Source organism: Olsenella uli, from assembly GCF_901212675.1.
In the GTDB taxonomy this organism is placed as follows: domain Bacteria; phylum Actinomycetota; class Coriobacteriia; order Coriobacteriales; family Atopobiaceae; genus Parolsenella; species Parolsenella uli_B.
The window spans coordinates 10-18,091 of sequence record NZ_CAAKOQ010000042.1; the positions used below are offsets into that span (position 1 = coordinate 10).

An 18,082-nucleotide genomic window follows, 5' to 3' on the forward strand; every position below is an offset into this window, starting at 1 on the left:
TTTCATAATTAAACTATATAGGCATAAAACAGCCTATATAGGCTATTATAGCCGACAGAAATCGCCCATAGGATTCAAGGCAACTTGATTTTTATGGGCGGTGATTGGATGAAGTACTTCGAAATAGGCCAGCGGATTAGGCGCTACCGCAAGGCATGCGGTCTGTCGCAGGAGGCGCTGGCGGGAAGGGTCGGCATCTCCGTCACGCATATGAGCCATATCGAGACTGGAAATACGAAGCTGAGCCTGCCCGTCCTGGCGAAAATCGCCGACGAGCTTTCAGTTGGGGTAGACGCGCTTTTGTCGGACGCGCCGAAGCCCGACAAGGCCGCACTCTCGGCGGGGGTGCAGGAGATTCTAGATTCGTTTGAGGCCAACGAACTGCCCGTGGCAATTGAGGTTCTGTGTGCGCTCAGAAACGCGCTCGCGAAGCAACGCGACTAGGAGGGCGTTTCACGCAATCAGATTTGCACCCGACAAAAGTTGTAAAAAAGTTGCACAAGGTTCAAAAGATAAGGGCAAACCGCTCATTTATGAGGCGGTTTGCCCTTAATGTCAGATGTCGCCGTGGCAGACGAAGAGGATTCTTTGCATCGTCCCAAACCCTTTCATATATGAGCAAAAGTGCAGATAACGGCATATATCCTACTTCGGTTTCCGATACTCCGTAACGTGCTTCCTCTCATATACGAACTGGTTTTCTCATCCCGGGGCGGGCCTCTGCGCGATGACCTTGCGAAAGCACTCGGCAACCTCGTCGGACATCGGAACGAATCGGATGCCCTTCTCGGTCTTCGGCTCATGGGTCACGCAGCGCATTCGATACCACGAGCTATGACGAGTCCCACCAAGAGGATTTCTGCTGCATCCAGATTCCCGTCGAGCTGTGGCGAGCCCAATCGAATGCTGAGAAAACGGGCGGACGAGAAACCTCGTCCGCCCGCAAGGCTTGCATGAGTGTAGATAGACCGGCTACTTGCCCTGGGCCTCGGCCGCAGCGTCGCTGAGCAGATCCTGGTCCCAGCCCACGGCGATGAAGTTGCCGCCGTAGGTGTTGTCGTACACGTCGGTGGTGTCGGTGGACTGGTAGGCCTCGATCACCTTGCGGTAGACCTCGACCTTCTCGGGATCCTTGAGGTCCTCGGTGCGGCAGGCGATGAGGTTCCAGTACTGCTCCTCATCGAGATTGGCGTCCTCGAAGATCACGTCGTCGTGCGAGAGGTTGTTGTCGATGGCGTAGTTGCCGTTGACGATACCTGCAGCGACATCGGGCAGGATCGAGGGGATGTTGTTGGCCGCGATCTGCACGATCTCGATACCGCGGGGGTTGGCCGTAATGTCCTTGACGGTAGGGTTGAAACCGGCGTCCTCGGACAGCTTAATGAGGCCTGCGGACTCGAGCACTTTCAGGGCGCGGCCGCCGTTGGTTACGTCGTCGGGGATGGCCACCTGGTCACCGGCCTTGAGCTGGTCGATGGAGTCGAGATTGGCCGAGTACAGGTGCAGCGGCTGGATGAACGTGTTGGCGATGTTCGTGAGCTCGTAGCCCTTGCTCTCGAGCTCGGTGGCAAAGAAGATGCGGTGCTGAAAGCTGTTGAGGTCGATGTCGCCGTCGGCGAGCGCCGCGTTGGGGGTGGTGTAGTCGGAGAACTGCACGATCTCGAGGTCGATGCCTTCTTCGGCGAGCTTGGCCTTGGCAGGGGCGAACAGCTCCTCGTAGATGGCGCCGGTGACGCCCATCTTCACGGTGACGCGCTCGGCGGGCGCAGCGGTAAAGCCGTTCACGATAAAGTAGAGCGCGACGCCCACGACAAGCGCGGAGGCACCAATAAGGGCGTTGCGGCGCGTATGGGAGGGTGCGGCATCGTCGGTTTTGGCGGCCGCGGCCTTCGCGGCGCGGTGCGCGGGGCTGCTCGTGCGGGCAACGGCGTTACCCACGATCTGGATGATGGAGACCATCACCACGAGCACGACCACGGTCACGTAGATCACATCGAGCTGGTTGCGGTCCTTGCCGTACTGGATGGCGAAGTTGCCCAGGCCGCCTGCGCCCACGGCGCCGGCCATGGCGGTGAGGCCGAGCAGGCTAATGAGGGTGACGGTGGTCACGCGGGCGAGCGACGAGATGGACTCGCGCAGGTACACACGCCAGATGATGTCGACGGGCGAGCAACCCATGGCCTCGGCGGCCTCGACAAGACCCGGATCGACCTCGGCAAGCGAGACCTCTACCTGGCGGGCGAAGAACGGGATGGCGCCCACCACGAGCGGGACGATGGCGCCGGGCACACCGATGGCCGTGCCCATGATGGCGCGCGACACGGGCAGCAGGGCAGCCAGCAGGATGATGAAGGGGATGGAGCGGAAGACGTTGGTCACCTTGTCGAGTACCTGCCACAGAGGGCGGTTCTCGAGGATGCCGCCCTCGCGGGTGACGGTGAGCGCGATGCCCAGCACGAGGCCGAGCACGAACACGAAGACGCCCGACCACGCGAGCATGATGATGGTCTCGACGATGGACGTGGTGAACGTGTCCCATTGGGCCACGACGTTGGGGATGAAGGAAGAAAGACTAGCGAGCATCAGCGATCACCTCTACGTGGACGTTCTCGTTGTCGGGCAGGTAGTCCAGGGCGGCGTCGATCTTTGCGCGCTGGCCGGACAGCTTGGCGATAGTGCCGCCGATAGGGGAGCCGTTCACGACCTCGATGTCGGCGAAGATGATGTTGACGTCGATGTCGAACGTACGCGAGATGGAGCTGATGATGGGCTCGTTCACGTCGCGCGTGAGGTAGTTGAAGCGCACGAGCACCTCGCCGGGCTTCAAGGCAACGACGGGGCTGTTCTCGGCCACGAGGTCGTGCACGCGGGTGAGGCTCGAGGTGGATGCGATGAACTCGCGGGTAAGGTCGTGCTTGGGCGTCGAGAACACCTCGAACACGTCGCCCGATTCGATGACGCGGCCCGATTCCATGACGGCCACGTGGTCGCAGATCTCCTTCACGACGTTCATCTGGTGGGTGATGACCACCACGGTAAGGCCCAGCTCACGGTTGAGGCGCTTGAGCAGAGCGAGGATGGAGTGAGTGGTCTGCGGGTCAAGGGCGCTCGTCGCCTCGTCGCACAGCAGCACACGCGGGTTGGTGGCAAGAGCACGGGCGATGGCCACGCGCTGCTTCTGGCCGCCGGAAAGCTGCTCAGGGTAGGCCGAGGCCTTGTCGGACAGCTCGACAAGCCCGAGCAGCTCGGCCACGCGAGCCTTCCTCGCCTCGTCGGAAAGCCCCGCCTTGGCCAGCGGGAACGCCACGTTGTCGGCGACGGTGCGGCTGGGGAACAGGTTGAAGTGCTGGAAGATGATGCCGATGTTTGCACGCGCGACACGCAGCTCGGCGTCGGACAACGCGGTGATGTCGCGGCCGTCGACGGTGACGGTACCCGATGTGGGGCGCTCGAGCAGGTTGATGCAGCGCACGAGCGTCGACTTGCCGGCGCCCGAGTAGCCGATGATGCCAAAGATCTCGCCCTCGGCGATGGACAGCGTCACGTCGTCCACGGCGCGCAGAACGTGCCCGGCGCTGCCGTACTCCTTAATGATGTGGGAAAGTTCGATCACGGTGGTCCCTTTCTGGGATGGATGCTACAGGTGGAAGAAAAGCTGGGCCCGCACGAAAAAAAAAAGGCGAGAAACCCGTGGGGTTCCTCGCCTTGGAAATCCGTATGCCGTGCGGGCTAGATCATTCGCTGCACGTGCGCGAGGGACGGCGAGGAGGCACCGGGCATCATCATGCCCATGGGCATGACCATCATGTTGTTCATCATGGTCGTTGCGGTCATCTCTCGCCCCTCTCAAAGCACGTCGTATTGCGGTGCATCACCTTACAGGGGAATAGGTCTTCGCACAAGCAAAAAATCAATTCGAAACAATCGGGGCGCTCTACTCCAGCTCAAAGGCACCGGTGCAGAGCTGGTAGTAGTAGCCCCGCTAAGCGATGAGGCCGTTGTGGATACCGCGCTCGATGACACGACCGCGGCCGAGCACGATGATCACGTCGGAGCTGCGCACCGTGGAGAGGCGGTGGGTGATGACGAACGTGGCGCGACCCTCCATCAGGCGGTCCATGCCGCGCTGGACGATGGCCTCGGTGCGGGTGTCGATGGAGCTCGCGGCCTCGCCGAAGGTCATCGCGGGAAGCAGCGATTCTTAGAGCTGTCCGCTTTTGTGGCCTTGAGATTGGGCGCCACGCCCGAAGCTGGAAAAGGGATCCGGGCGCTCGGAATCCTTGACGGGCCAATACCTACCCAGCTTCATATCAAAGCGGGATTCGCAGATCTCTTGCCGCTGCATCTCTACCACAAGGCCCAGGCGACGTTCAAACTGCCCGAAGCCATCGACTGTGTCGTAGCTGCGCAGGGTACGCATGTCGCCGACCTTTTCGCTGTAAAATTGCAAAGGAACATAAGGGCTGGTAACGATAATCAGCCCAGCCGCAAGGGCTTTATCGAAATAGCGAGAGAGAGCCATGACCTCGTGCTCCAGCGCATGCGAATCTGCGATGCGAAGGAGGCCGGCGTATCCGATGGACTTCGGTCGCAGCTCATCGAGGATAACAGCAGAAATCTAAGAACTCGATAAGTCGCTCAGATCAGGCATCTCTATTGCCATGAGCGACAAATGATTATGTAGCTGCATAGGCGCTTCGACTTGCGAGACGTCTATTTCGCCGGACAACAACCTTGGTAGCAAGGTGTCGCGCATTCGTTCCAAAGCTTGCATCTCATCGTCATTACGACGAATCAACGCATCGATAGGATTTACCTGGGATTCGAGGTGGGATATTACATCATTGCCGGGAAGAAAAACCGAGAGCTCCTTAAGAGCCTTTCCATTGATTGACCCAAACACGGTGCCGCCACCATTGAATGTGTCGAGGATCCTTCCTTGAGCACGGACGAGATAGTGGATGAAGCTCTGATTGCCCTCTGAATGGATTGCCGCAAGGCCTCTGCCGATGCAACAGTTCTCATTTGCGATGTTCAAATCGCCAACAGGCGCGCGAACGCTCATGAGCGTATCGCCTTCCTGCGCCATACGCTTTGGCTCCGTGGTAAACAGGCGCCTACGTGGAAAAAAGGCTCCGAACTCGGCACGACCTTGGTAAAAGACCTCGCCATTCCCGCTTTCGTTGTACGAAGACCCGGACGGAGACTGACCCATGGTGATTTGTGCGATGTCTGACAGCATCGCATTAGGCTCGTTTGACTGCGGACACTCTCTAGTAAAAAGCGCCATGGCCATCTCGGCTACACAATCATATGTCAGGCGTTCTAGTTGTCGTGGCAGACGAACAGGATGCGGTGCATGTGGCCTCCCTCGCGAACCGGGTGGGTGGCCGCCATGGAAGACGGCCACCGACACCCTGCCAATCTAGCCCTGCTCTATGCGCAGGGTCGAGCCAGTGCGGCCACGCTCGACCACGATCTTGCGGTCGATGCTCTCCTTGAGCTCGTCGACGTGGCTGATGATGCCCACGAGCTTGTCCGATCCCGAGAGCTCGGTGAGCGTGCGGATGGCGAGGGCGAGCGACTCCTCGTCAAGCGAGCCGAAGCCCTCGTCCACGAACATCGTGTCGAGCCTGATGCCGCCGGCATGCGCCTGCACCACGTCCGAGAGCCCCAGCGCGAGGGCGAGCGACGCCTTGAACGACTCGCCGCCCGAGAGCGACGAGGCCGAGCGCGGACGGCCCGTAAACGAGTCGCGCACGTCGAGGTCGAGCCCCGTCTGGGCGGTGCCGCCACCCTCGCGCGTACCGCGATGGCGCACGAGCTCGTAGCGGCCGTCGGTCATGACGAGCAGCCTGCGGTTGGCCGCGACGAGGACCCGGTCGAACCACCGTCCCTGCAGGTAGGTCTCGAAGCTCACGCGCTCCTTGCCCGCGAGGCGCCCATTTGCCGTGTATGCCAGCGCAGCCACCTCGCCATAGCGCTCGGAGACGGACGCACCCTCCCGGGCGCAGGTGCGCACCTGCTTGGCGACGGTCTCGTTGTGGGCTGCCCGTCCCGAGACCTCCGCCGCCCGCGCGACGAGCGCCGAGCGCTCCTCCTGCGCGGAGGCCAGCGCGGCCTCCGCCTCCTGGGGTGCCACGGGTGGCTTGTCCGACCAGGCATCGAGCTGCTGCGACAGGGTCTCGCGCCGCGCAAGGAGCCGCTCGAGCGCCGCAGACGCCGCACCCCTTGCCTCCTCGGCACACCCCCGCTCGGCGTCGATGGCCGAGACCGCATCCTCGAGCCTCGCGATCTCGGAGCGGGCCTCGGCCTCGCTGGGGTGCGGCAGGGCCTCGGCGAGAGACGCCGAGCGACCCCGTGCGGCAACGAGCCCCTCCCGCGCCGAGGCGAGCCTCTCCCCAAGCTCGGTTGCCGCCCGCTCGCCCTTGGCCAAGGCCGCCTCGGCATCCGCAAGCTGCGCCTTTGCCTTGTCCAGGCCTCGGACCTTCTTCTTGGCCCCCAGCTCGGCGGCCACGGCCGCAGCCGAGGCCTCCTTGGCCCTCCCCAGCTCCCGCTCGCAGGCCTTGACCCTGTCTGACGCGGTGGCCTGCGTCCCCACCTGCGACGCGAGCTCGGAAAGCTCGGCCTCGCACGAGGCCAGTCGCTCCTCGGCGCGCCCGCGCTCCTCGGAGGCCGTGCGGGCCGCGGCCTCGGCATCGTCCCTCCGCCTGCACGCAGCCTCGACCTGCACTTGCGTGGGAACCTGGTCTTTCTGTGCGGCCGGGCTGGGGTGCGTCGTCGACCCGCAGACGGGACATGGCTCGCCGTCCCTGAGGCCGCGCGCGAGCACACCCGCCTGGCCGTCGAGAAACGCGAGCTGCAGCGAGCGATGGGCCTCGTCGGCCTTGACGAAGGCGCTTCGGGTGCGTTCGAAGCGGCCGGCAGCCTTCTCAAGCAGGCGTGCCGCCTCGTCCCGGCTGGTCTGGCGCTCCTCGAGCCGTTCCAGGGACGCACGGGCCTCCTTGAGTCCCCTCTCGGCATCGTCCACCTCGTGAGACGCCTCGCGGACCGCAGACGTCGCCCGCGCAAGCTCCTCCGGCGCGCTGCCGAGTGACTCGACGCGCTTGCCGAGCTCCCGGGCTCTTCCCTGCATGTCCTCCCTCGCCTCGCACGCGGCCCGCTCGTCCTCCTGGGCGCGGGAGAGCTCCTCCTTGGCCTTTGCCTCGAGCCTCTGGGCCTGCGTCAGCTCCGCATAGCGTGGGAGTGACTCCCGGGCCACGCCGATGCGTGCCACGAGGGCCGTCCGCTCGTCTCCGCGCCCGGCCACCCGGGCAAGCTCGTCTGCCGCCGCGGCATCCGCCGCGCGCGCGTCGGGCAGGGTGCGCTCCACCTCGGCACGCTGGCCGTTCAGCTCCGCGTAGCGCTTGGCCTGCTCGGCCTCGCGCGCGCGGGCGTCGACGAGGCGCGAGAGCTCCGTGAGCTGCCGGTCCAGCTCCTTGCCCACTCGCGCGTCCTCGTCGATCGCACCTTCGAGCAGCTCGAGCAGGGCCCGCGCATCGACCTCGCGCTCGAGCATCTCGTCGCGGCAGGCGGCGGCATCCCCCTCCAGCGTGCAGAGCCGCGCGAGCTCGCCCAGGCGCTGGCGCACGGCCGCGGCCTGGCCCGCCAGCTTGGCCCGCTGCGCCTCGAGGTCGCGCTGGAACTCCACGTAGGGCCATGTGCCGAAGAGCTTGCGCAGGATGGCCGCGCGGTCCTTCGTCTCGGCCGAGAGCAGGCGCCTGAAGTCTCCCTGGGCAATCATCACGATCTGCGAGAACTGGCCCCGGTCTATGCCCAGCAGCTCGACCACGGCCGCGTCGACCGCGCGCGGGCTCGTGACGGGCGGACGGTCGGGGGCGTTAAGCTCTGCCCCGGCACCCTCCGTCGTGGTGCCCTCGCCGCGTTTCTTGGGCCGCTCGTACTCGGGGTTGCGACGCACGCGGTAGGTGGCGCCCGCGTGCTCGAACTCGAGCTCCACAAAGGTGGGCGTGGATGCCTCGGCAAAGTCGCTCCTGAGGCTCCTCGGCGTGCGGTCCGTCCCGCTCGGCTGGCCAAAGAGCGCGAAGGATATCGCGTCGAAGATGGTGGTCTTGCCGGCGCCGGTGTCCCCGCACACGAGGTAGAGCCCCGTCCTCCCCAGCTTGGAGAAGTCGACCTCCACCTCGCCCGCATAGGGGCCAAAGGCGCTCATCACGAGCCTGAGTGGCCTCACCTACATCACCCCGATCCTCTCGAACCCCTGAAGCGCCATGTCGCGCTGGGCGTCGCTCGGTGCCGTTCCGTTCTGACGCTCGAAGAACTCCTCGAAGAGCTCGAGGGGAGAGGAGGCGTCCGCGTCTGTCGCCGCCTCGGTGCCGGCCAGGCCGGCCGCCCGGGTGCGGGCGTTGTCGTACTCGATGCTCATCACGTTCGGGTAGGAGGCCCTGAGGCGCGCCATGGCGTCCACCTTGGGGTTCTCGTCGGTCAGCACCACCTGCAGGTAGTCCTCGGCATCGGCGGCCGCCACCACGTCTGGGGCCACGAGCGCCTCCAGCGGCCCCCTGATACGCCTGAGGTCGTGGAGGGGCTCCAGCGTCAGAAGCTCGCACGACACCCGCGCGCCCGAAGCGTGGCCCTCCCCCGCGCGCGCCATGTCCGCACCCGCCGCATCCGACTCCCCCACTTCGGCCGCGTCCGCACCAGGCGCACCCTCCACGTCCGCGCCCGGCGCCCCCAGCTCCACCAGCACGGCAGACTTTGACCCAAGCGCCTCGGAGAAGGAGTACTTGAGGATCGAGCCCGCATAGCGCACCGTGTCGGACCCGATGCGCTGGGGCCTGTGGATGTGCCCGAGGGCCACGTAGTCGAAACCCGAGAACACGCCCGCGTCCACGTTGTCCAGCCCGCCCACCGAGACCTCGGAGTCGCTGAGCTCGGGAGACATTGCCCCGGCCGTCACGAACTGGTGCGCCACGGCAACGTTGCGCACGCTCCGGTCGAGCGCGCACGAGCCCACCACCACGCGCAGGGCATCCATGTAATCCGAGATGTCCTCGTCAGGGAAAAAGTGGCGCACGGTCGCCGGCCGCACGAAGGGGATGGGCCAGATGCGCACGGGGCCATCGTCGTCGGCAAGCTCGACGGGCCTGATGGTGCCGTCATACACCGGCGCCACGTGGATTCCCTGCCGGGCCAGCATCGCCCCCGCGTAGGCCACGCGCTCCGCCGAGTCGTGGTTGCCGGGAATCACGATGGCGGGCACGCCCGTCTCCGCCGCCTCGGAGAGGAACCAGTCGACGAGGGCCACGGCCTCGGCGCTGGGCGTGGCCTTGTCGTACAGGTCCCCCGCGACGAGCAGGGCGTCCGCCTCGTGTGCGCCAAGCATGTCGATGACCTGGGGCAGGACGTGCCTCTGGTCCTCGAGCATCGAAAACTCGCAGACGCGCTTGCCTATGTGCAGGTCCGCGATGTGCAGCAGTCTCATACCCTCGCCCCCTCCTCCTGGCGACCTTCCCGGCCGCCTTGTCGTTGCCATGATTCTACGGGCCTTAGCGGACATTTAATCAACCTGGTTTCTCCCACGGCAGCTCAGAAGCCAAAACGTCGTCTTCAGGGGAAGGTTCGAAGTCTGTAAGCAAACCGTTTTACCCAGACATGTCTGGTGGTCTGCCACATGCTCGCTGGACATATTGGTGGAATGGAGAACAGCGAACGACATCCCACTCGGTCCGAATACGTGCGCGGACTCGCGCACCGGCTCCGCATGCTCAGGGAATCCCAGGGGCTCACCCAGGAGGATGTCGCCAGCAGGGCCGGCATTGCCTCCTACACCTACCAGCAGTACGAGAAGGGCGAGTCCAAGCGCGGCGCGCCCATGAACCCCACGCTCTCGTCGCTGCTCGCCCTGGCAGGCGCCTTCCAGATCGACGTGCGCGAGCTCCTCTCCATAGACTTCGACGCCTCCGGTGACGACGGGTGGCCAAACGCGGTATAACTCCGTGAGCCCGGCGCAGGCCGGATGACCATCCCTACCAAAGCGAGGCCCCATGTACGGACTCCAGGCGGAGGCGCACTTCGACGGTGCGCACTTCCTCACCGACTACTACGGCAAGTGCGAGAACCTGCACGGGCACCGCTGGCGCGTCGTGGCCACCATCGAGGTGGACGGCCTGCAGCAAGACGACGCCCCCATGCCCGCGGGGCCCGACGCCAGCCCCTACGCGCACCTCGGCCGAGACGGCGCCCCGACAGCCGGCGAGACCGACCTGCACGCTGCCGGCCAGCTCCGCGAGGACGGCACCAGCACCGCGACCGGCACCATGCGCGGGATGGTGCTCGACTTTGGCGTGTTCAAGCGGGCGGTCAAGGAGGTCGCCGATGAACTCGACCACACCTTCCTCGTCGAGGAGGGGTCCCTGAGGCCCGCCACCGTCGCCGCGCTCCGCGAGGAGGGCTTCACGCTCTCGGTCCTGCCGTTCCGGACCACCGCCGAGAACCTCGCGCGCTGGTTCTTCGACCGTCTGGCCGAGCGGGGCCTGCCCGTCTCCCAGGTCGAGGTTGACGAGACGCCCGACAACCGTGCCTTCTACGCCCCAGACGGTCATGTGGGCCGCTGAGAAAACCCGCTGGTAGATAACAAAAACCCGCTGGTAGATAACGTTTCACCAGCTAGATTGCTACGAACAAGCCGTGCCGACTCTGTGATGGCGCGGCTTGTGGCTATTTTTTGTCCGCTTTCCCGTGCAAGATGGTGCCACGAGTTACGAACATCTGTTTGACGCGAGGGGAGGCGAGCGATGGGACGGAGCAGCCAGCGGGAAGGCACCGCGCGCACGGTGGGCATATGCCCAGGTGAGCGCACCTATCTCTGCATAGACCTCAAGAGCTTCTATGCGTCGGTGGAGTGCGCAGACCTCAGCATCGATCCGTTCTCCACCAACCTCGTGGTGGCAGACACCAGCCGTGGCCCCGGCACCATCTGCCTCGCCCTCTCGCCGGCCATCAAGCGGCTGGGCGTCTCGGGCCGGCCTCGCCTCTTCCAGCTCCCGCCGGAGGTCCGCTATCGGGCGGTGCGGCCGCGCATGCGCCGCTATATGGAGGTGTCGGCCCAAATCTACGGCATCTACCTCAGGTTCATTGCCAAGGAGGACATCCATGTCTACTCGGTCGACGAGTGCTTCATCGACGCGAGCCCCTACCTCGCGCTCTACGGCCTCACGGCCAGGGGGCTTGCCACCATGCTCATGGACGTCGTCCGGGCCGAGACCGGCATCTGCGCCACGGCCGGCGTGGGGCCCAACCTCTTCCTCGCCAAGGTGGCGCTCGACGTCCTGGCCAAGCACGAGCCCGGTCACGTGGCCGTCCTGGACGGGGAGAGCTTCCGCCGCCGGATATGGCACCACCGTCCCATCACCGACATCTGGCAGATAGGCCCCGGCATCGCCGCCCGCCTCGCCCGGCTTGGCGCCCTCGACCTCGCCGGCGTGGCCGCGATAGACGACGCCACGCTCTTCCGGGAGTTCGGCGTCAACGCCCGGCACCTCATCGACCACGCGCACGGCCTCGAGCCCTGCACCATCGGCGAGATACAGGCCTACGAGCCTGCCCGCCACTCCATCAGCACCGGCCAGGTGCTCGCCCACCCCTACACCTATGAGGAGGCCCTCACGGTGGCCCGGGAGATGGTGGACGAGGCGGTGCTCGGCCTCATCTCCAAACGCCAGGCTTCGGGGCACGTGTCGCTCTGGGTCGGCTACGAGATGACCCACGTGGACTGGGACCTCGTCTGCCGCCGCGCGGGACCGCACACCGGAACGTCGCGCAAGCTGTCGGACCACACCTGCTCGCGCGAGGCGCTCATGCGCGAGGTGGTGCGCCAGTGGCGGGCGTCGGTCGACCCGAGGCGCAAGGTCAAGCGCATCGTAATCGGGCTGGGAGACCTCGTGGACGAGGGGACAGCCGAGCTCACGCTGTTCACGGACGTCGAGGCCGAGGCCGCCGAGCGCAGGCTTGGGCAGACCACGCTCGAGGTCAAGGGAAGGTTTGGGAAGAACGCGCTCGTGCGGGGCAGGAGCCTCCGCCCGGAGGCCACCGGCCGCGAGCGCAACGCACAGGTTGGGGGACACCATGCATAGCTACAGGACGGTTCGCGCAGACGCACGCAGGCCCCAGGTGGCACGGCAGGCCGGTGCCTCGGCCCGAAGCGCCACGGACGCGGCACAGTTCATGCCCTTTGCCGCGCTCACCGGGTTCGAGGAGATGGCGAGGGACCAGGAGCGCCCGTCGCGGGAGCCCCGGCGGGTCCCCACCGAGGAGCGCGCCGAGCAGGTCTCGCGCATGCTCGTGCGCCTGCAGCGGGGCGACGAGGTGGAGGTAGAGCACTACGACCGCAGGGCCTACGCCACCACCGTGGGCACCGTGCGCGAGGTCAACGCGGTGCTGCGGGTGCTGGAGCTCGAGGGCGGGAGGCGCATCCTGTTCGAGGACATCTGGGACCTACAATGGGCGTAGGCACACGGGGAGGAGACGACATGACGCACGACGAGAGGGCATGCGGGCACGAGGCCGACGGCACGCGCGCCAACGGAATCGTCGGTAGGCCCGCCAAGACAGCCGGCCGGGAGGGTGCGCAGGCATCCGCCCGGGAGCCGGGACAGGCACCCGGCCACGAGGCCCCTCGCTACGTCGAGGACGAGTGCCAGCCGGCCGATCGCTTCTTCGTGTCGGTGGGTCGCGCCCTCATCAACGGCGGCCAGTTTCCCTACTCGTTCATGCGCGTCAAACCCGGCGTCTGCATCCTGCCGGTGGTGGGAGAGGGCCCCGGCGCCCAGACCGTCCTCATCCGCCAGTATCGCTTTCCCGTGGGGGCCTGGCAGACGGAGCTTCCCGCCGGCGCCATAGACCCGGGCGAGGAGCCGGCCGTGGCTGCGGCACGCGAGCTTGCAGAGGAGAGCGGCTACACGGCCCGAGAACTCGTCGACCTGGGAGCCTTCCACCCGTCGCCCGGCGCCACGGACGAGACCATCTACCTCTTCCTCGCCCGCTGCGACGCACGGGAGGGCTCGCTTCGCCTCGACCCGGCGGAGGACATACGCCACAGGCGCGTCCCCATGGCCGAGTTGGCCCGGCTCATCGGCTCGGGAGAGTTCTGCCACGGCGCCGGCATCGCCGCCTGGGCACGCGCCACGGCGCGGGACCTCATCTAGGGTCCGCACGGCAGGCCCCGCATCATGACGAGTGAGGACGCGCGTATGGCAGAAGAGACCGGACGGCCCGACGAGACAGGCGAAACGGGCAAGGCCAGCGAGACAGGTAGGGTCACCCCGCTTGCCGTGCTGGGCAAGACGTTTGGCTATCCCTCGTTTCGACCACACCAGGCGGAGGTCATCGACGCCGTGCTGGGCGGGCAAGACGTGCTTGCCGTCATGCCCACGAGCGCGGGCAAGTCGATCTGCTACCAGGTTCCCGCCCTCGTGCTGGGCGGCCTCACGGTCGTGGTGTCGCCCCTCATCTCGCTCATGACGGACCAGGTGGGGGCCCTGCGGCAGCTAGGCGTGGCGGCGGCCTGTCTCAACAGCTCGCTCACGCCAGCGGAGCGCGACAGCGTGCTCCACGATGCCGCCGCGGGCTACCTGCGCCTGCTCTACGTCGCGCCCGAGCGCCTTGACGAGCCGGGGTTCCTCGACCTCGTCCGCGCACAGGGGCTCTCCCTGCTCGCCGTCGACGAGGCCCACTGCATCTCCCAGTGGGGCAACGATTTCAGGCCCAGCTACCAGCACATCCGCGACTTCATCGACGCCCTGCCCCAGCGGCCTCCCGTGGTCGCCCTCACGGCCACGGCCACACGCCAGGTGCGCGACGACATCGAGGGCTCGCTCGGACTTCGAGACCCCTTCCGCGTGGTGGCGAGCTTCGACCGCCCCAACCTCTCGTTCGCCGTCGAGCGCCCGAGCGGCCGGGCCGGCAAGGACCGGGCCCTGCTCGCCTTCGTGCGCGAGCGCACGGACAAGTCGGGGATCGTCTACTGCTCGAGCCGCCGTGCGGTCGAGGACGTCTGCGACATGCTTTGCCAGCACGGCATGACAGCCACGCGCTACCACGCGGGACTCGCCCCCGCCGAGCGCGAGGCCAACCAGGACGACTTCCTCTACGACCGCAAGACCGTTATGGTGGCCACCAACGCCTTTGGCATGGGCATCGACAAGAGCAACGTCAACTACGTCATCCACTACAACCTGCCGCTCTCGCTCGAGAACTACTACCAGGAGGCCGGCCGCGCGGGACGCGACGGCACCAAGGCGGAGTGCCTTTTGCTCTACACCCCCGGAGACGTCCACACCGCCGAGTTTCTGCTCTCCAAGACCGAGCGCGACGACCTCTCCCCCGAACAGATGGAGGAGCTGCGCGCCCACGACGCGGAGCGCCTGCGCCAGATGGTCTTCTACGCCACCACGACGGACTGCCTGCGCGCCTTCATCCTGCGCTACTTTGGCGAGGAGGCCCCGGCCTTCTGCGGCAACTGCTCGAACTGCCTCGCCGAGTTCGAGGAGACAGACGAGCGCACGAACGCGCTCAAGATCGTGAGCTGCGTGGCGCGCGTGCGGCAGCGCTGTCGTGAGACTGGCGCGTTTGCCGATGCGGTGGGCGTGGGCACCATCGTCGACATCCTCAGAGGCTCGCGTGCCCAGCGCATGTTCGACCGCGGCTGGGACACGCTCTCGACCTACGGCATCATGGCCGACGTGCCCGTGCCCAAGATCCGCTCGCTCATCGACGAGCTCGTCTTCCGGGGCATCCTCGCCCGCTCGAGCGACAAGTACCCCGTGGTCATGCTCGGTGGCGGGGCAAAGGGCTTCCTCACCTCTGACGAGCCGTTTACGGTCAAGGTGGCCAAGGGCAAGCCGCGCGAGAAGAGGTCGGCCTGGGGCGCTGCCCGGCCAAGGAGGTCGGGAGGCACCACGGCAACCACGACGGCCGCCGAGCCCTTCGAGCCCACCCCTGACGACGAGGCCCTCTTCGCGGAGCTGCGCGCCCTCAGGACCAAGCTCGCCCGCGAGCAGGAGGTGCCGCCGTACTTCATCTTCTCCAACGCAACGCTCGAGGCGCTCTGCCGTCAGCGCCCCACCACCCCGGAGGCCCTGCTCGAGGTGCCCGGCGTGGGCGCCAAGAAGGCCGAGCGCTACGGGGAGGCCTTCCTCGAGAAGATCGTCGAGCACGCCGCGGGCTAGATGGGCGAATGGCGTGAGGCGCAGGCACCCACCACGCATCGCATGGGCCAGTCGCTCACAGCGCCGCGACCGCAGCACCGCAGCTTGGGCAGAGCTTGGTGCCGTCCTTGACCTCATGGCCGCAATTCGCGCAGGACAACGAGCCAAGGAGCCCCGTCCTGTCCGCACCAAGCGCTATAGTCGGCACCGACGGGCTTGGGGAAGCCCCGGAGGGGGAGCAGACATGTCGAAGGAATCGGTCGCCGCAGCCCTGGCGAAGCTGGGCCTCGGGCAGAGCAGACTCATCAAGGACACCACGCGCGAGGAGCGCGAGGAGATCGTGCGCAAGTCGCTGTCGTGGTGCGGCGAGGGGAGCTGCGAGAACTGCGGCGCGTGCCGCCTGGGCTCGGGTGACCCCTACAGCACCTACCAGCCCTACATCGACGGCATCAAGGAGATCAGCGAGATCAACGCCGAGATTGCGGCCGAGCGCGAGGGGCGCCTCGAGCGCGGATAGCCTCACGGCCCGGCGTCCGGCGTCCCGCGCCCCATGGCCCCGCGCGTAAGGTCAGAGGCTCGGGACGGCCCCAGACAAGAGCCGCGCCCAACCCGCGCGCGGAGGGCAACGGCATACGGGGGCAACGAGGCGCAGGCCTGCCATGCGTCCGCTACAATCTGCTGGGAAACGCACGCGGCGCCCCCGCATGGGCAGGCATGCCGCGCCAACACGAAGGAGACCACATGCACACCGTGAACGTCGGCATCATCGGCCTCGGCACCGTGGGCGGCGGCGTCGCCCGGCTCATCCTGTCGCACCACGACGACTACGTGAAGAGCTACGGCATCGATCTCAGCATCAAGCGTGGCTGCGCGCTCGACGCGAGCGCCGCGGCCGCCTGCGGCATCACCGGCGACGCCTTCACCAACGACTGGCACGAGGTCGTGAGCGACCCCGACATCGACGTCGTGGTCGAGCTCATCGGCGGGGAGCACCCCGCCACCGAGATCTACGAGGCGGCCTTCGCCGCGCACAAGCACGTGGTCACGGCCAACAAGGCCCTGCTTGGCCGCCATGTCGAACGCCTGGCCGGACTGGCGCGCGCGGCGGGCGTCCAGCTTCGCTGCGAGGCCGCGGCAGCCGGCGGCATCCCGGTGGTCAACGCCATCGAGCACAGCCTCATGGGCAACCGCTTCCTCACCGTGGCGGGCATCCTCAACGGCACCACCAACTACATCCTGTCCCGTATGACCACCGAAGGACTGGGCTACGAGGAGGTTCTCGCCGACGCGCAGCGCCTGGGCTACGCCGAGGCGGACCCGTCGGCCGACGTCGACGGCTTTGACGCCGCGAGCAAGACAGCCATCCTCGCCTCGATGAGCTTCCACACGCGCGTCACCACCGACGACGTCTACCAGCAGGGCATCCGCAACATCACAGCCGAGGACATCGCCGTGGCAAAGGACCTTGGCTACACCATCAAGCTGCTGGGCATCGCGCGCAACACCGCCGAGGGCGTCGAGGCTCGCGTGCACCCCACGATGATCCCGAGCACGCACCAGCTCGCCGCCGTGTCCGGCGCGATGAACGCCGTCTACGTGGTGGGCGACGCCGTGGGCGAGACGATGTTCTACGGCGCCGGTGCCGGTTCCTTCCCCACCGCGAGCGCCGTCGTGGGCGACATCTTTGCCCTGGCCGAGCCGCTCAGCCGCGGCGAGCAGCCCCTGGCGGAGGTCGAGCCCTTTGGCCACGTCCTGCCGATTCGCAGGATCGACGAGCTCACCAACAGCTTCTACGTGCGCCTGCGCGTGAACGACGAGGTGGGCACCCTGGCGCCCACGGTCGCCGCGTTCTCCGACGCCGGCATCTCCATCTCCCAGATCAACCAGCTCGAGACCGAGACCGACGGCGCCTGCTCGGTGGTGTTCATCACCCACGAGGCCAGCGAGGCCGCGATGGCCAAGGCCGAGAAGGCCCTCGCCGACCTCGACGGCGTCCGCGAGGTGGCCAGTGTCATCCGCATCGAGGACATCAGCAAGTGGACCAAGGGCGTCTTCGCCAACTAGCCCGTCTCCACAACAAGCCACACAAAGGGGCGACCGCCAGCCAAAAAGCCAGCGGTCGCCCCTTTGTGTCAAAGGCAAAGTCATGAGTGTGTGGGATGTAAGGTGGGGTGTGGGGCGGTGTTCGTGGGGCTGAGAAAGCAGAACCCCGAAGGCAAAAGCCCCAACAATCCAAAGAAGGCAGCAGCCCCGCAGCCTCCCAGTAGCCCAACAACGTAACCAAAAGGCCGGACGGCATGAGCCGAAGCGCGAGGCTAAGGGACTTGCAAAGCAAGTGACCTCGCGCGAAGGCCCATGCCGTCCGGCCGCCAGGTACGAAAACCCAGCCGCTACTTGGAGATGAGCTGCGAAATCTGATCGTCGCGCCGTGCGATCTGCTCGTCCTTCTCGGCCAGCTGCTTGGAGGCAAGGTCGTCCTTCTGCGCGAGCTGCTGCCTGAGGTACTCGACCATGTCGCGCAGCTCGGCGATGAGCTCCTCGCTGGACTGGGAGACCACGACCGGCGCCGCGGCGGCCACGGCGTGCTCGGCAGGCTGGGCCTTGGGGGCCGCGGGCTCGTAGTGCTTGGCGAACTCCTCGACAGCCTCGTCGTCGATGACGTAGGCGCGGCCCTGCTTCTCCGTGTGGCCGTCCCACACGCCCAGGTTCACGAGACGCGTCTTGGCAGTGACCTTAGTGATGCCATACTTCTCAGAAAGATCAGTAAGCGTTGCGGACATAGCTGTGTTCCTTCCTTTCATAGCAATGATAGTAAAGCAGCTACCGCGATAATAGCAAAGTTATCGCTAATGTCACCATAAAGCTACCCTGAAAGG

General features: G+C 66.2%; 17 protein-coding genes and 1 pseudogene. 9 read left to right on the forward strand and 9 right to left on the reverse strand.

Features of this window, described 5'->3' with window-relative positions; genetic code table 11:
- Positions 1-108: 108 nt before the first annotated feature.
- Positions 109-444 carry a helix-turn-helix domain-containing protein gene (locus EFAMC1_RS06530; RefSeq protein ID WP_154053504.1) on the forward strand — a complete coding sequence of 112 codons (336 nt, stop codon included), beginning with the start codon at positions 109-111 and terminating at the stop codon, positions 442-444.
- Between the two features lie 528 nt (positions 445-972).
- Here the strand turns inward: EFAMC1_RS06530 and EFAMC1_RS06535 are convergent.
- The 7 genes and pseudogenes from EFAMC1_RS06535 to EFAMC1_RS06565 all read right to left on the reverse strand — a co-directional run bounded on the left by EFAMC1_RS06535 (position 973) and on the right by EFAMC1_RS06565 (position 9,484).
- Positions 973-2,583 (reverse strand): MetQ/NlpA family ABC transporter substrate-binding protein, encoded by a 1,611-nt coding sequence (locus EFAMC1_RS06535; protein WP_222838661.1) that lies wholly within the window; start codon positions 2,581-2,583, stop codon positions 973-975.
- The gene (locus EFAMC1_RS06540) at positions 2,573-3,613 is read right to left on the reverse strand and encodes a methionine ABC transporter ATP-binding protein (RefSeq protein WP_154053505.1); all 1,041 of its coding nucleotides are present in this window, start codon (positions 3,611-3,613) and stop codon (positions 2,573-2,575) included. The genes EFAMC1_RS06535 and EFAMC1_RS06540 overlap by 11 nt, the downstream gene beginning before the upstream one ends.
- A 369-nt stretch (positions 3,614-3,982) precedes the next feature.
- A pseudogene (locus EFAMC1_RS06545) lies at positions 3,983-4,189 on the reverse strand (ABC transporter ATP-binding protein); the annotation flags it as partial.
- Positions 4,190-4,201: 12 nt separating this feature from the next.
- The gene (locus EFAMC1_RS06550; RefSeq protein ID WP_154053506.1) at positions 4,202-4,522 is read right to left on the reverse strand and encodes a hypothetical protein; all 321 of its coding nucleotides are present in this window, start codon (positions 4,520-4,522) and stop codon (positions 4,202-4,204) included.
- A 96-nt stretch (positions 4,523-4,618) separates the two neighbouring features.
- Positions 4,619-5,242, reverse strand: a complete 624-nt coding sequence (locus EFAMC1_RS06555; RefSeq protein WP_154053507.1) for a restriction endonuclease subunit S — start codon at positions 5,240-5,242, stop codon at positions 4,619-4,621.
- A 183-nt stretch (positions 5,243-5,425) separates the two neighbouring features.
- Complete coding sequence (locus tag EFAMC1_RS06560; RefSeq protein WP_154053508.1) at positions 5,426-8,233, reverse strand: AAA family ATPase; 2,808 nt, start codon at positions 8,231-8,233, stop codon at positions 5,426-5,428.
- Positions 8,234-9,484: an exonuclease SbcCD subunit D gene (locus tag EFAMC1_RS06565; RefSeq protein ID WP_154053509.1), complete on the reverse strand. Its 1,251-nt coding sequence runs from the start codon at positions 9,482-9,484 to the stop codon at positions 8,234-8,236.
- 213 nt (positions 9,485-9,697) lie between these two features.
- Between EFAMC1_RS06565 and EFAMC1_RS06570 the strand changes: the two genes are divergently transcribed.
- The 6 genes from EFAMC1_RS06570 (at position 9,698) to recQ (ending at position 15,227) form a co-directional block, all read left to right on the forward strand.
- Entirely contained in the window at positions 9,698-9,994 is a 297-nt protein-coding gene (locus tag EFAMC1_RS06570; protein ID WP_154053510.1) for a helix-turn-helix domain-containing protein, read from the forward strand.
- A gap of 52 nt (positions 9,995-10,046) precedes the next feature.
- Positions 10,047-10,616, forward strand: a complete 570-nt coding sequence (locus EFAMC1_RS06575) for a 6-pyruvoyl trahydropterin synthase family protein (protein ID WP_154053511.1) — start codon at positions 10,047-10,049, stop codon at positions 10,614-10,616.
- A gap of 180 nt (positions 10,617-10,796) precedes the next feature.
- Entirely contained in the window at positions 10,797-12,134 is a 1,338-nt protein-coding gene (locus tag EFAMC1_RS06580) for a DNA repair protein (protein WP_154053512.1), read from the forward strand.
- On the forward strand, positions 12,127-12,510 hold the full coding sequence (locus tag EFAMC1_RS06585; protein WP_154053513.1) for a hypothetical protein: 384 nt from the start codon (positions 12,127-12,129) through the stop codon (positions 12,508-12,510). Before EFAMC1_RS06580 ends, EFAMC1_RS06585 begins: the two co-directional genes overlap by 8 nt.
- A 20-nt stretch (positions 12,511-12,530) precedes the next feature.
- On the forward strand, positions 12,531-13,205 hold the full coding sequence (locus EFAMC1_RS06590; RefSeq protein ID WP_187324590.1) for an NUDIX hydrolase: 675 nt from the start codon (positions 12,531-12,533) through the stop codon (positions 13,203-13,205).
- Between the two features lie 45 nt (positions 13,206-13,250).
- Positions 13,251-15,227, forward strand: coding sequence for a DNA helicase RecQ (gene recQ / locus EFAMC1_RS06595; protein ID WP_154053515.1), 1,977 nt, complete (start codon positions 13,251-13,253; stop codon positions 15,225-15,227).
- Positions 15,228-15,282: 55 nt separating this feature from the next.
- Here recQ and EFAMC1_RS11465 read toward each other — a convergent pair whose 3' ends face one another.
- A complete protein-coding gene (locus tag EFAMC1_RS11465; RefSeq protein WP_187324591.1) occupies positions 15,283-15,414 on the reverse strand; it encodes a zinc-ribbon domain-containing protein in 132 nt (43 codons plus the stop codon).
- Between the two features lie 36 nt (positions 15,415-15,450).
- On the opposite strand from EFAMC1_RS11465, the gene EFAMC1_RS06605 reads away from it, so the two are divergent.
- Entirely contained in the window at positions 15,451-15,723 is a 273-nt protein-coding gene (locus EFAMC1_RS06605; protein ID WP_154053516.1) for a hypothetical protein, read from the forward strand.
- Between the two features lie 224 nt (positions 15,724-15,947).
- Positions 15,948-17,270, forward strand: a complete 1,323-nt coding sequence (locus tag EFAMC1_RS06610) for a homoserine dehydrogenase (RefSeq protein ID WP_154053517.1) — start codon at positions 15,948-15,950, stop codon at positions 17,268-17,270.
- A 326-nt stretch (positions 17,271-17,596) separates the two neighbouring features.
- On the opposite strand, the gene EFAMC1_RS06615 is transcribed toward EFAMC1_RS06610, so the two are convergent.
- Positions 17,597-17,986: a hypothetical protein gene (locus EFAMC1_RS06615; RefSeq protein ID WP_154053518.1), complete on the reverse strand. Its 390-nt coding sequence runs from the start codon at positions 17,984-17,986 to the stop codon at positions 17,597-17,599.
- Positions 17,987-18,082 lie beyond the last annotated feature (96 nt).

Bases quoted from the DNA above. Each gene is read 5' to 3' on its own strand.
- EFAMC1_RS06605 (WP_154053516.1), top strand. From the start codon at position 15,451: ATGTCGAAGGAATCGGTCGCCGCAGCCCTGGCGAAGCTGGGCCTCGGG.
- EFAMC1_RS06575 (WP_154053511.1), top strand. From the start codon at position 10,047: ATGTACGGACTCCAGGCGGAGGCGCACTTCGACGGTGCGCACTTCCTC.
- EFAMC1_RS06590 (WP_187324590.1), top strand. From the start codon at position 12,531: ATGACGCACGACGAGAGGGCATGCGGGCACGAGGCCGACGGCACGCGC.
- EFAMC1_RS06615 (WP_154053518.1), bottom strand. From the start codon at position 17,986: ATGTCCGCAACGCTTACTGATCTTTCTGAGAAGTATGGCATCACTAAG.
- EFAMC1_RS06530 (WP_154053504.1), top strand. From the start codon at position 109: ATGAAGTACTTCGAAATAGGCCAGCGGATTAGGCGCTACCGCAAGGCA.
- EFAMC1_RS06580 (WP_154053512.1), top strand. From the start codon at position 10,797: ATGGGACGGAGCAGCCAGCGGGAAGGCACCGCGCGCACGGTGGGCATA.
- EFAMC1_RS06610 (WP_154053517.1), top strand. From the start codon at position 15,948: ATGCACACCGTGAACGTCGGCATCATCGGCCTCGGCACCGTGGGCGGC.
- recQ (WP_154053515.1), top strand. From the start codon at position 13,251: ATGGCAGAAGAGACCGGACGGCCCGACGAGACAGGCGAAACGGGCAAG.
- EFAMC1_RS06535 (WP_222838661.1), bottom strand. From the start codon at position 2,583: ATGCTCGCTAGTCTTTCTTCCTTCATCCCCAACGTCGTGGCCCAATGG.
- EFAMC1_RS06555 (WP_154053507.1), bottom strand. From the start codon at position 5,242: ATGCTGTCAGACATCGCACAAATCACCATGGGTCAGTCTCCGTCCGGG.
- EFAMC1_RS06550 (WP_154053506.1), bottom strand. From the start codon at position 4,522: ATGGCTCTCTCTCGCTATTTCGATAAAGCCCTTGCGGCTGGGCTGATT.
- EFAMC1_RS06570 (WP_154053510.1), top strand. From the start codon at position 9,698: ATGGAGAACAGCGAACGACATCCCACTCGGTCCGAATACGTGCGCGGA.
- EFAMC1_RS06585 (WP_154053513.1), top strand. From the start codon at position 12,127: ATGCATAGCTACAGGACGGTTCGCGCAGACGCACGCAGGCCCCAGGTG.
- EFAMC1_RS06565 (WP_154053509.1), bottom strand. From the start codon at position 9,484: ATGAGACTGCTGCACATCGCGGACCTGCACATAGGCAAGCGCGTCTGC.